This window comes from Christensenella tenuis (genome assembly GCF_014287795.1).
Lineage (GTDB): Bacteria > Bacillota > Clostridia > Christensenellales > Christensenellaceae > Christensenella > Christensenella tenuis.
Genome location: NZ_JACOON010000003.1, coordinates 191,545 through 205,404 on the forward strand (window position 1 = coordinate 191,545; position 13,860 = coordinate 205,404).

A 13,860-nucleotide genomic window follows, 5' to 3' on the forward strand; every position below is an offset into this window, starting at 1 on the left:
TGAACACAAGTGGCTGTGCAGTAATTATCCCCGCTGCCTTTTGCATTATATGTTCCTTCGCCTAAGAATGGTTATGACCTTCCCTAGCGTATCTTTTATTTCAACAGCACCATAGATACGGCTGTCTGTGGCGTTTTCACGTGCGTCGCCCAGCACGAATACCTGCCCTTCTGAAAGGGTTATTGGAAAGCGTATGCCTTCCTCGTATTGCTTGGTCGAGCTATATATTTCAAGCTCCTGCTGCAAGGCTCCGTTCACCATAAGGCCTTGATCTGTAATATCCACTGTATCTCCGGCTGTTGCCACCACACGACGCACCTGCTTTTCTCCTTCAAACTCCAGCACCACCGTATCTGAGAGGACATAATCCTTATCCAAACGATAAAAGACGACGAGATCTCCATCTTTGATAGCGGGAACCATTGCCGCTTCCGCATTGCGAAAGACGCCGAACAGGAATGTGAACACCAGCACAAAAGCAAGGACGATGAGGCCTATCTTCAGCAGCAGGTACAGGATATCCTTGCCGAGCGAGCCTTCCGCATCTGCTGCGCTGTGACCTCGCCGTCCGCGCCGTCCATCTTGCGCTATATTTACGCTTTCGCCTACATCACTATCACTCATAACGTTTTGCTTTCCTCCTACGGTAGATGATTACTCCCGCAATACCTGCCGCGAGAATAACGGCGAGGCTGAGCAGCAGCATATCCGCCCCACCATTGCCCGCCGATACGCCCGTGGGCGTTACCAACGTCCTCCTGTTTGTGAAGTCAAACGAACGCTTGGCTGTGGAAAGCGCCTTCCAGCCGGTATCAGTACCCGTCATCGGGCTTGCGGACTCGCTATCCTGAATGGTCGTGTTATAATTCCAGTCCGGCGTTTCCGATATTAGAATTTCGCTGCCGGGCAGCAAGTCCTCGATGGTCACAATTTGGCCGTGCTTTAAGGGAAGCGTCGCCTGCCCCGCTGCATTAAAGTTCAGGCTCCCATTTGCCGGAGCCGTTACCCCTGAACCGGGAATACTACTGCCCATGTAATTATATGACCCTGTGATGGGACTCCCGCCACTGCTACGCAGGGCGATGGTGAAGATGTTATCCTTCGTCATATCTGCATAGGCACCCGTAATTGTTTTAGAAATAGATACATCGCAGGTCTGTTCCCATTTTGCATAGAGAATCATGCTGCTCCTGAGAATAATACTGGTTTCCGGCTGATACAGCGTGCCCGAACCATCTGCATTCGTAGTCCAACCAGCGAACCTCATGCCCGTCGGTGCGGTGAAATTCGCTGCGCCCGTTCCCGAACCGACGTTTACGGCTTGAACGACTGTGTAACTTGTGGAAACGTTGGTACGCTGATAATACCACTGCGTACCGAGGTCGCTGTTGTTAGCATTGTACATCACCGTAAAGAACGAATTTCGATAGTTGATTTCGTTATTATTCAGTAGGTGTCCGGGAAACGGATTTGGGGCACGTGTGTCAAAATCCGTATAGTTGGTAGGCGGCGCAGAAAGCTGCGACGATGTATTACCGAATACACTTGCCGTACCTGTGATGCTGATATTATTATAATAGGAGGTCACTGGAAGAATGGGGTTTATGGTAGTGGTATTTGAGGAATAAATACCGCCGCCATCCGTCGTTGCCGTATTGCCGGAGATTTCGCCACCGAACATCGAAAAGACGGGAACGCCACTTATGAAAACTCCACCACCATAGTCGGCTGTGTTCCCTGAAATCTCACCACCGGATATCGTTATAAGGCCACTTTCAACATGGACTCCACCGCCATAGTCGGACGTGTTGCCGGAGATTTCGCCACTAGAGATTGTGATGCTACCACCGTTAACAAAGACCCCACCGCCATAGTCGGACGTGTTGCCGGAAATCTTGCCACCAGAGATTGTGGCGCTGCCATTCGATTCAATATGCAGCCCACCTCCAAAGCCATAGCCCGAGGTAGCATTACCAGAGATTTCGCCGCCGTTCATCATAAGTGTTCCGCTTATCAGGCGCACACCGCCGCCATCGAGGTACGATCTGTTATCAAAAATTTTAGCGGTACCATTCATCGTGAAGATGCCGCCATTCATATCCACACCGCTGCCGAAATTATAAAAGCATTTGGTGATTGCCGCGCCATTGTTCATCGTCAACGAGGCGGAAGTGCTAGACGTGGCGATACCGCCATTATATGCGGATGTACTGCTTATTCCTGCAAGGGTAATGTCCTCAAGCGTCAGCTTTCCCTGTACCATTAAGTGCCGGGCATTCGCTTGCTGGGTAATCGTCCGGTGGGTGCCGTCAGACTTCAATGTGATCTGCTTAGTTGCCGGAATCGTTACAGCGGCAGTGCCCATTGCGGGATCATCCTCCGTTGCAGTGATTGTGTATGAACCGTTTGTGGCAAAAATACCGCAATTTGTTACTGCGTCAGCAAGCAAATTATACGAACCCACTACGCTGCCGTCGCTGTCCTTTGTGACGATATAACGATACGAACCCCACTGTGCATATAGGTTGAGGCTGCTAGAGATAACTGTTAACTGCCCCACTGCATAGCTCTGACCGGAGCTATCTGGCTGGCTATTCCAACCGAGGAGCCTTTCCTTCCCCGGTTCTATTGCACCATTTGCTGTAGTGAACCCTGCCTGTGCCTGTGTAAACAATGTAATACTTATACTGTTGTTTGTAGTCGTAGTTTTTTGATATACAACCGGCGCATTCGTGGTGTTGTTCACATGATAAGCAATAACATAACCAAGATTCCTATAGTTGATGTCGGCATTGTTCAGCAGGATTCCGGGAAATGGGTTGAGGATACGCGTATTAAACTCCCTATAATTAACGGGCGCCTGAAAACGTTGCCCTGCCGTATTGCCACTAAATACCGCAGAACCCGCGATGCTGATGTTAGCGTAACATGGAGAACTCGTATTGACCAATAGCGCTGGATTTTCGTATTCGTAGGAACTTGTATAGAGACCGCCGCCGTCTATCGCTGCCTTATTATTCGTGATCTGGCCGCCCGTCATGGCAAAGGTCGCAGGGGCAGATGTATATACACCGCCGCCATATTGACTATAACAGCCCGTGATAGCCGCTCCAGCATTCATGGTAAGCGAAGCAGAAGTACCGGATACATATACTCCGCCATTATAATTTGTTCCGCTGGTGAGTCCCGCACCCTCTAGTACGATATTTTCGAGTGTCAACTTTCCCTCAACAACCAAATGCCGCGCATTGGTTGTATTCGTGTTGGTTGTAGAACGCACAATCGTTCGCAGAGTACCGTCTGATTTTAAGATAATCTGCTTGGTTGCCGGAATCGTCACGGTTGCATCCAGTGTCAGGTCGTCTGCTATGGCGGTGATGGTGCAAGGGACATTATTATAGCAGGCTGCCACAGCAGCGGCAAGCGTAGAATAGGTTCCTCTGGGAGCGTTTGAGGCTGTTTCTGTGACAACATACATGCCCGTACGCGGTGCAGCCAACAACGGAGTACGCATACCGCAATCAATATCCGTGACATCCATACCTGATTCCAAAAAAATCGGTTGTGAATAGACGATCGTTTTTCCTTCATTAAAATCGGCAAACATATTATCTGGTGTCAAACCAGTAGTAGGTAAAAGGTATTTTGTACCATCTTTTTCCACACTGGAAATACCCACCACATATTGACCGGGCGCCAATTCTTTAAACTTATAATGTCCACCGCCATTGGTTGTTACCGTTGCGACGGGCGAAGTCTTATCTTCCACCAGATACAGAGACACATCATAATATCCGAGCGGCGCTTCATTTGGCTGTTGAATGCCATCGCTATACTTGGCGCCGTTTCCCTCCAGCATATCCAGCCACAAAAGGCCACTGATGCTGGCCGTTTGTGCGGCCTGCTCTGCGGCAACTACTACTTCGGGTATCGGCGACTCCGGCATGGGTATTGCCGTTTCCTGTGGACTTGCATAGTCAGATGCTTCAGCCGCTTCTTCCGGCTGTACATCAGCAATGGATTCTGCTGCTGTTTCTTGTTCTCCTGCTTCTGCTGGCTGCACAACATTGTTCTCCTGTGCAAAGGCAATAGAAGACGCCACAAGGATTGTAGATATCACCATGGCTAGTATTAAACAAAAACATATTATATTGCGAACGCTGATCCGCGTTTTTTTACGTTTCTTTTTCAAGTTTCCTATTTCCCGTCTTTCAAAATTATTCATCCTTTTAGTGAGCGCTATCAATGTTTTTATAGCATTTTCACTGGGTTTATAATGTATATCACTATACAGTAATATATATTTAGTTAAAGCTCCTATCTTTTATAGTCTGTGGCTACTCTTTAATCTTTCTACCGTTCCAATCCCCGCCAAAAAGAATCTGCTTGCTAAGGCCGTGCTTCCCTGACCGTTTCATACAGAAAACCATAGCATTCTGCGCCGCCTATTGCCTTTCATCTGCTTTTTGCTTATTAAAAAACATCCTTAACTTTGCCACCCTTTATATATACCACCCAGATGCGGTAATCTCAGCTCCATATTTATAGGTCTGTAGCTTATAGCGCGAAAATAAAAAACCTCCGAGTTTTTTCATACCCTTCGGCTGTTTTTACGTTATATTAGCACCTTTTTTGTACTTCTCACGGCTTTCCCGGTTTCTTCCACTACTTCTTATTATTTCTGCATCAGCCTGCCTACATGGTCATATACCCATTCCTGCCGTTTGCACTCGTAGGGCAATTGTGCCCAATAATGATCGATCATCGAATAAAATGCATTGACATATGAAAATTCGTCCGTCAACATCCGCAACGACACATCGTTTGATGGGTGGAAATACGATATGGTATTTTCTTTTACCCATATATTCAGGTTTTTGATGAACGGCTCTGACCCCATTGGCCGCAATCCAACTTCTACCGTTGGATCGTCTTTTACCATCCTCATGAAGTATGCTATCTCCCGCAACAGGAACTCACTCGGTATTTTCACCGGTCTTCCCAGCAGACATGAAAATACCGGCGAATTCAAAAGCGTCTTCTCACACAGGCACTTGATATAATCCGCACTAAAAAGAACGCGCGTCATATTATTCCCGGATAAAAATTTCTTTGTGCTGGTCTTACATTTCCGGTAGAACTGCTGTATTTTCTTTACCTCGGAAGATGAAATATCCAAAGACATCAGTACATCGTCTTCCGTTTCATGGGAAAACGTAATAAACGGCGTGGACTCGGCAATTACGTACTGATTCATATCATTGGTCATGTACGCACCCATATCGCCAGCACGGAAATCGGCAGTCATATCCCGGCTTTCCAAATGACGCATCAATTCGCTGAACTTATCCATATGCCCTTCGAGGAACATATCAAACTGGTGCACCGTCATCGGATCGTCGTACATGGCCGTATACATATTTGCCGGATTATCATCAAAATTGCAACCCGCCAGCACCAGCTTGCCTTTGATACTGTAAATATAATCGTAGAATGGAATATTTGCGTCGTTTGTATAATAAGCATGGGAATTGGTATGCAAAAACATCGGCAGCCAATACTGAAACATATTATGAATCTGATCCGCAGGTCGGTTCATATAAAACATCATGATGAGCTGGTGGCCATTCTTTTCCGCCTCGATAAACTTTTTCTGTAAAATGGTAATATCGTTGGTGAACGAATGCAAACAAGGGGAATCCGTATCATATCCACGCACCGTTTCCCCACCCGGTAGTTTCATTAGGATGTTAAGAAGATCAATGATCGCATCGCGTTTGCCCAAGGGGCCTTTGTAAACTTTGTATGTGGCAGAATACAGGCTTTTGTCAGTTTTCTTTTCCTCGTATTTATGCTCTATGAAATCCTCGGAAAGTAGCCAAGAAACTACAAATGACTGGAGCTCATCTCTTTCCTTGATTTTCATACTGTTGACCGATTCAAAGAAACGTTCCAAAGTCCTCAAACCCTGCTGCTCGTTAAAATCAAGAATTGCATTGACCACATTCGGAAAATAAGGCGATTTTGCATTCAATTTTATGTGTCCATTCTTCCAGCGGCTGATCACTGTTCGGTCAACGTATATTGCATTCGCCAGCTTTGTCCCCTGAATATAAAGCATATCCATCAAATATCCAAGCGGCGTCTGAGCATAACTGGTCATAATTCCCCCTTATCAAAGCCTATGTTTTTTGCGTATTATCCGTTCTTAATAAAAGCACCTGACACAATCGATGTTTAGAACCTTTGCTCCACATATATTCGCTTTTCCTAAAATGCACAAAAAACAATTGATCCATTATGAAGCCGGTTTATTGCTTTTTCGTCATTGAATGATATTGGGCATAGCTCCCCGAAACTATAGAACCCACTTAAATGATATGTATTGGAAACCATCTTCTGAATAAGCTTTCCTTCTATATCATAATATGGATTCAAAATGAAGTGACGTGCCGCGCATGTAATACATAATATGACTGAATATTCTCTTCCAGATTTTTTGATTTTTGCATACAATTCATTGAGCCCTTTTTTTACTGTTTCAGCAATGGTATCTTTATGCAAAACCGCAAGTGATACCTTCGCTCCTTCTGGTATACTTGCGAACGCAATCCCGCTACCATCTTTCCAGTTAATACTTTCTATAATGCGAACATAAGGCAATTCATCATTTCCATATCCTTGATTTGTATCTATTAGTAAAGGATATTGTTGAAAAAATGCTCTGCTCTCATTTTTATTGAAATTCTGTATGTTCATTCCATAGCTTTCAATATATTCAGCAAAAGGTTTTCTATCAACCTCCTGAATAACCGTACCGTTTGATTTGGTAATTGTGCCTTTGCGTTTAGACAATAGTTTAACTACATTGGCCAGTGAAAAAATTGGTTTAGCATTCCCTGAAATCAAAAGCATAACTACACTGTTTATGTAATATTGACCATTGAATACTAACGATTTTTCAAGTGCTCCATGATTCGTAGGAACGCCTCCAATAATCGGCAAGTAATCCATCATTTCGGATAGTTCATTAAGATATTTATCAAATATTATTTCTGTACTACAAGGTAGCAACGAATAGAGAAGTGCGGGATTTAACTTTGTCTTATTTTTTATGTCGGTATACGATTCGAAAATTTTATTTACAACGTTTTTATCCGTCAGTTCTTGCGCGGTCCCTATTTGAAATTCACAATCATCAGCCGTTAATAGTGTCAGTGAAGCAACCATATCTTGGTAACCGTATTCACTACTGACTATACCTATGGTAGAGCATCCGAAGATATCAATATTTAATGTTGAACATAATTGTTCACATAGTTCTGCCCCCTCCATTTCGTAGTCATAAAAAAGAATTCCAACTGTATTCTTCTGTAAAGGTAATTGCTTCCTTATTTGATCCAGTAATTCTTTTATTGCATAGTCAACATCGATCTCGTCAGTAGTTGCATAAATCGCTTTCATAAGGTCTTCCTGTTCTCTTTATTTTTGTTTAACTATTTTGTTGTTAGGCAGGAATGTATGTAGTACATTATTTAGTTCCTTTAGCTCCAGTGGCTTACTCATATATCCATTCATCCCTTCTTGATTAAACTGTTTCTTAATATCTTCAGCGGTGTTGGCTGTCAACGCAATGATTGGTACTTCAGCATTCCAGCCTCCTAAATTCCTTATTTGTATAGTAGTTTCAATTCCATCCATATCCGGCATCATATGATCCATGAAAATAATATCGTATCGATTATTCCCGACTAAATCTAAAGCTTCCATTCCGCTTTGAGCGGTATCAACGCACATTCCATACTGCTTTAAAATCTCTTGTGTGACCAGACAATTAATTTCAATATCATCGACGACAAGCGCAGAAACATCCTGTACTTTTATTTTATTAAATATGTTATCTTCCCATCTGGTAGATTCTTTCCATATTTTTCCTTTGTTGAGAATCTGGACAACTTCTGAGATTAGGAGCGGTTCCTGTATTGTATTGCTTTGATCTGCTTCGCTTACAGGAGCATCAAATAATTTTCTAACGATCACTTGTTTTGCTTTTACATCTGGTATTTTGTTTTTATGACACTTATATTCTCTTTCCCAAAAAAACATATGCGTATATGTTTTTTCTTCTATCTGTCGCTGTAATTCATTAACTGTTTTTACACGGTCGCATTGTACGTTTATTTGATTTAGGGTATTTGTAAGCAATTCCGCTGATATGTTATCTCCAAATACCAGCACACATTTTTTTTGTGGTTCTTTTACCAAAGCAATTGGTGTTTCGTCGTCTACATTCTGTGGTAGCGTGAATTCAAACGTACTTCCTTTGTGGTAAGTGCTGGCAACAGAAATATTACCGTTCATTTTTTGTGCAATTCCTTTGCTGATTGCGAGACCCAGCCCCGTTCCCTGTATCCCTTTGTTCTTTACCACATCCAGTTGGGTAAAAGCATCAAAGAGATATGGCATTTCTTCTTTTTTAATTCCGATACCTGTGTCTTGTATGGTAAAAGCGAGTTTGATTCCCTGTTTATCTTTATATTGACCAACCCACAGGAAGATACGCCCTTTTCGCGTATATTTTATTGCGTTAGATAACAAGTTGATCAAGACCTGCTTAATGCGCAAATCATTTCCAATCAGTTTTCTTGGAAGCTGTGGGTCTATCTGCACTATAAATTCCAAATCCTTTTCTGTCGCTTTTAATGCAATCAAATTAATTACTTCGTCTAGCATTTCAATCATACTGTATGGTTGTGATACTATTTCTAACTTGTTGACGTCAATTTTGGAAAAGTCTAGAATGTCGTTAATAATATTCATTAACGTTTCTGACGCCATCAGCAAATTATTGATATGTTCTTTACGTGCATTGTCTTTTTCTGATGACTTCAAGATATGCCCAATCGAAATAATTGCATTCATTGGCGTCCTGATTTCATGGCTCATATTTGCTAAAAAAATTGATTTAGAACGTCCGGCAGCTTCTGCCGCTTCTTTTGCAAGAACCATTTCAGTGATATCCTGTACCATTACCACGATCCCCTGTACATTTCCATCTATATCCATTGCTGGCGACAGTGTGGTTGATACATGTATTATTTCACCAGCCGGCAAAACAATTTTGTCACTGAAACGTGATGAGATCGTGTTATTCAGGGCATTATGAATTTGTAGCATGACACGGTTAACCCAATCCTGATCGGGTATTAACTTTAATATCTTTTGTACAGATATTCGTTTTAGTTTTTTGGGATCGGACATTTTCATCCTATTCATGATGAGCCTATCTGTTCCCAACACATAATTCATATCGTTATCTAAAACAGCAAGAATGTGTGGAAAAGCATCTAATAGCAGATGATTATAGGCGTATTGTTTTTCCTTTTCTGCCATATCAAAGTCTCGAAGCTGAATTGTATTTTCATACATAGTATTGAGACTATGTATATCATTTTTCAGCCTATTTACCCTACGCTCTAGTTTTTTATAATCCAGCCTGTTTCTCTTTAACTCCTGCTCCTGTTCCAGAAGTTTTGCTTCCAACTCTTCTCTGGTTTGGATGGTCATTTTGTCTCCTTCGTTATCTACTACATTCTGTCACTATTGGAGGTATATATTGTTGAAGTAACCGAGCCGTGCGGTTCCCCTGTTTCACACAGATCACAGATTCGTTTTTCTTTTAGCTGAGCAATAAAGTTATCCTGAAGCTCCCTGAAAAACGTATGTACATTACACCATTCCGTTGCATCTCTGCTACAAAAACGATCATCTTCCAAGCAACGGTTTATCTTAATCTCGCCTTCAAAAAGTATTATGACATCATATAATGATGCCTGTCCGGCATTTCTCGCAAGCTGATATCCTCCGTTGCAGCCTTGTGTGGAGTTGATCAGTCCCGCTTTTTTTAGCGCCCCTGTCAATTTCATGAAATACAAATAAGTGATTCCAAGTTTATCTGACAGGTATGCCGCAGTTCTAATTCTATTCTTGTTTTCATATAAATAGCATAAAATACGAATAGCATAATCCGTGGCAAGTTGAAATTTCATAATAAGTGCTCCTTTATGTGTTTAGCTTATTTTGTCGGGATAAAATCTTTTCTTTAAAACAGACCCGATTTGCAGATATGTGTTTAATCAGGTATATCTTTTATTTTACTCATACTTTTCTAAAATATATCTTATGACCATTAGAAACTAATACCACTACAATATTATATGTTTGAACAGTCTTCACATCTGCTATATATATAATACAGAATAAGCGGACAAATTCCCGCCCGCATTTCAACAGTCTGTAGCTATTTAATTGATAATGATGTGTATTTTTTAGTATACTTTTATATAGGGGAGCGTATAAAATGTTTGGAATTTCTAATATGTTATTACTCAAAAACAATATCTTAGATATTTTGGATTATAGCGACGGATATCTATCTACTATTGAATTAACTCAGCAACTTGGTTCTGTTAGCCTTGCCACAGTCAAAAAGGCCTGTACGCGTTTAAAGACGATCATTGATTCCGTTTATACAGAAAAAGAAGTGGAAATAGATATCAACAGGCACTATGGCGTTCGCTTGATCCGGCACACGGTCACTATACAGGATATCACACGGCATATTTTCTCGACTGATTTGGCCTACCAAATATTATGGACTGTTCTACTGGAGCGGGAGTGTTCGACAGTTGATTTTTGTAATACACATTATATTAGTGAGTCACAGCTACGAAGAAAAGTCAGTACCATTAATTCTTTTCTAGCAAATTATGAGCTTAAAATTTCTGTCTATCATAAAATCAAAATCAACGGTAAAGAGAGAAAAATAAGAGCTTTTCACTTTATATTCTTGCTTTTTTTCCATCGGCAATTATCAAAAATTCCATATTTGAATAACTATTCCTCTTATATTACACTGGCGAAAAAAGTTGCTAAGCACTTGATGTTGGAGACTAAAAGTAACCAAATGGAAATACTTGGACTTTGGATTTTTATTATTCAAAATGCGCTTGAAAGGAATAAGGAGCTTGTTTTATCTCAGTTGGAAAAAGATATCTTTAAAGATATTAAGATGATAAGCAAACCAAATTATTTATCGAGATGGTCAGAATTTGATTGGGCATATTTAATCATTTCAATCTATTCCTCTGATTTTTATAAATTGAGCATATCTATTGATATGGATAGCATACATAAGCTGGTGCCCCCCAGCAATACTCTTATTTGGATGGAACTATTTGAAAAGTATTTTATGAAGCTGAATGATGAGCAAATAAAATTTATTTATGAGAAATTTTTTAGATTTTATATTTCGGAAACTTTGTTCGTTCCTGATGAAGATATTGTGTCTGCATTTCGCGGAATTGATTTTAATTCTTTGAGGGATTTGTATCCCAAATATTGGGATACCTTTGAGATGCTTTGGAATGAATATTGTAGCCGTGCAGATAAATTTACGACTGAATTTTTCAAAATAGATAGTTTGATGACCTGCATATACCTTGTCCCCTTTTCCCACTTCTTCCCTGAAGTGAACGTCTTTATCTTTTCCGATATGACGAAGGTATATACAAAATATATAGAAGAATATACCAAGACCTATTTTTCCAACCGATATATCTTACACTTTGTAGATTCTATCGATAATGCTGATTTGATAATTGGTACAATTGATTTATTGAATTATTCTTTGAAGAAAAACCAAATATTTGTGAAGACAAATTTGAAAATAGCCTCACAGGATTTTAATAACATAGAACAAGCAATCACTGAGCATCTAGCGAATGAAAAGTGTCCTCCATCTTAATACAAAAACCAGAGCTATATTCACAACTCTGGTTTTTGTATTGCAAATTATTTTATTTTGTGTTGATAGCTCATTCTAGCCAGCAAACCTGTTAAGATTGCCACACATACATTCAAATATTGGGAGTATCTCCTGTTTTGGGGTGGTTATACCACTTCACTCAATATTAGTGCTACTTTGCCCCATGATCGTATCGACAATATCTTGTGTTGAGATGTTATGCGCTCTACCATAGTAAGGCATTCTTTCAAAGATATTTTCCACACTTTTACGTTCATATTTACAGCCTTTTAAAAAACTGCAAATGATATCTGTCTCTAGGTCACCAAAAAAGTCTCCATAAATTTTAACTTCTTCTATCCTTCCATTATTTACGTTTAACTGGCATTCCAGTATTCCGTCGGAAAAACGCTTTGTCCGTACGACCTCACATTTTGGGGAATCGCCAAAGATGCTTTGCCAATTATCAAAGCGTTCTTTTTCGATTTCTCTGATGCGCTTCATTTCCGCTTGATGAAAAGAATAGACGTCGTGCTTATCCTGTAGGATGCCGCCTACAAAGAGTTCCCTAAACTCTAATGTCGTCATTCCTTTTGGCAGATAATCAGAAATATTCGTAACCCTGTCCCGCACAGAGGCAATTCCCTTGGACTCCATCTTATAGCGATTCACCGTTGTACTTTTCATCATTTGCTCAATATCTGTGTCAAACAGAATTGAACCGTGATGCAGGGTATATCCGTTGAGAATATACTGGGCATTCCCGGAAAACTTCCTTCCCTCAACCACCAAATCGTTGCGTCCGTTAAAGCTTGCATTTATCCCTATTTTGCAAAGCGCATCCACCACCGGAGAGATATATTTTTTGAACTCTATCGTCCCCTGCCCTGTCCCGGATTTTGAGATGAAAGTGAACTGCCATCCACCCATATCTGTGTAAATAGTTCCCCCGCCCGACATACGGCGCACAATTTGTATCTGGTTTGCATTTGCGTAGTCTAGGTCTATTTCAGCATAGGCATTTTGATATTTGCCCAGCATAAGCGTAGGCTCTGTTCGCCAAAATAAAAATACCGTTTCGTCAAATTTCTTTTCTGTGATCAGATAATATTCTGCCGCAAAATTATAAAACGGGCTGATAGAGTTTGTTTCTATAAAAATCAAAGCGAGATTCCCTTCTTGCTGCCCGTGAAGGCCAGTTCCGCCTTGTAGGAGCTGCGCACCAAAGGCGCACTGGCTACAAACGAAAACCCTTTTTCTAGGCCAATTTTTTCATAATACTTAAATTTTTCAGGTGTTACATACTCTACTACTTCTAAATGATCCTTGGATGGGCGTAGATATTGGCCTATTGTGAGTATATCGCAACCAGTCGTTCGTATATCGTCCATTGTTTGCAGCAGTTCTTCGTCCGTTTCCCCCAGCCCCACCATAAGGCCTGTTTTTATGAGCATATCCTTATCTTTTCGCTTACAGTAGTTAAGAACATGCAGAGATCTATCATAGTCTGCCTGTGGCCGCGCAGACGAATAGAGCGAGCGTACCGTTTCCGTATTATGGTTCAGGACATCTGGCTTTGCAGCCATTACAATATCAAGCGCCGCTTCGTCTCCCTTCAAGTCAGGGATCAGAAGTTCGATATAAACATCAGGCGCTATGTCTTTTATTGCGCGGACTGTGTTTGAGAAATGCATGGCTCCGCCATCCGGGAGATCATCTCGTGTTACACTCGTAATCACAACGTATTTTAGCTTAAGCATCACAACCGCTTTAGCTATATTATACGGTTCCTCTTCAGAAAGCGGTGCTGGTTTGCCGTCCGTTACATTGCAAAAACGGCAATTCCGAGTACATTGATCTCCCATAATCATAAAAGTTGCGGTTCGCTTGGAATAGCATTCACCAAGATTTGGACAATTGGCAGCACTACAAACCGTATTTAAGTTGAGGTCTGTTAATAGTTGGATCACTTCTTCTGTTTGGGCCTGATTGTATTTTACGCTGAGCCATTTTGGTTTTCGTTGCATGATAAAATGTGCGTGATCGTACGCACC

The 13,860-nt window shown here is 41.3% G+C and carries 9 protein-coding genes; 1 reads left to right on the plus strand and 8 read right to left on the minus strand.

What is annotated here, in order from left to right:
* Positions 1-45: 45 nt before the first annotated feature.
* The 6 genes from lepB to H8S18_RS06880 form a co-directional block, all read right to left on the minus strand.
* Positions 46-624 carry a signal peptidase I gene (gene lepB, locus H8S18_RS06855; protein WP_186857571.1) on the minus strand — a complete coding sequence of 193 codons (579 nt, stop codon included), beginning with the start codon at positions 622-624 and terminating at the stop codon, positions 46-48.
* The gene (locus H8S18_RS06860; RefSeq protein ID WP_186857572.1) at positions 617-4,063 is read right to left on the minus strand and encodes a DUF7601 domain-containing protein; all 3,447 of its coding nucleotides are present in this window, start codon (positions 4,061-4,063) and stop codon (positions 617-619) included. Before H8S18_RS06860 ends, lepB begins: the two co-directional genes overlap by 8 nt.
* Positions 4,064-4,675: 612 nt before the next feature.
* The gene (locus H8S18_RS06865) at positions 4,676-6,163 is read right to left on the minus strand and encodes a hypothetical protein (protein WP_186857573.1); all 1,488 of its coding nucleotides are present in this window, start codon (positions 6,161-6,163) and stop codon (positions 4,676-4,678) included.
* A 107-nt stretch (positions 6,164-6,270) separates the two neighbouring features.
* Positions 6,271-7,464, minus strand: a complete 1,194-nt coding sequence (locus H8S18_RS06870; RefSeq protein WP_186857574.1) for an FIST N-terminal domain-containing protein — start codon at positions 7,462-7,464, stop codon at positions 6,271-6,273.
* Positions 7,465-7,482: 18 nt separating this feature from the next.
* Positions 7,483-9,567 (minus strand): ATP-binding protein, encoded by a 2,085-nt coding sequence (locus H8S18_RS06875; RefSeq protein WP_186857575.1) that lies wholly within the window; start codon positions 9,565-9,567, stop codon positions 7,483-7,485.
* Positions 9,568-9,587: 20 nt separating this feature from the next.
* Positions 9,588-10,049, minus strand: a complete 462-nt coding sequence (locus H8S18_RS06880; RefSeq protein ID WP_186857576.1) for an RrF2 family transcriptional regulator — start codon at positions 10,047-10,049, stop codon at positions 9,588-9,590.
* Positions 10,050-10,360: 311 nt separating this feature from the next.
* On the opposite strand from H8S18_RS06880, the gene H8S18_RS06885 reads away from it, so the two are divergent.
* A complete protein-coding gene (locus H8S18_RS06885; RefSeq protein WP_186857577.1) occupies positions 10,361-11,806 on the plus strand; it encodes a helix-turn-helix domain-containing protein in 1,446 nt (481 codons plus the stop codon).
* A 156-nt stretch (positions 11,807-11,962) separates the two neighbouring features.
* Here H8S18_RS06885 and H8S18_RS06890 read toward each other — a convergent pair whose 3' ends face one another.
* Both H8S18_RS06890 and lipA read right to left on the minus strand, forming a co-directional pair.
* Positions 11,963-12,970 carry a lipoate--protein ligase gene (locus H8S18_RS06890; protein ID WP_186857578.1) on the minus strand — a complete coding sequence of 336 codons (1,008 nt, stop codon included), beginning with the start codon at positions 12,968-12,970 and terminating at the stop codon, positions 11,963-11,965.
* Positions 12,967-13,833, minus strand: coding sequence for a lipoyl synthase (gene lipA, locus H8S18_RS06895; protein ID WP_186857579.1), 867 nt, complete (start codon positions 13,831-13,833; stop codon positions 12,967-12,969). Before lipA ends, H8S18_RS06890 begins: the two co-directional genes overlap by 4 nt.
* Between the last annotated feature and the right edge of the window lie 27 nt (positions 13,834-13,860).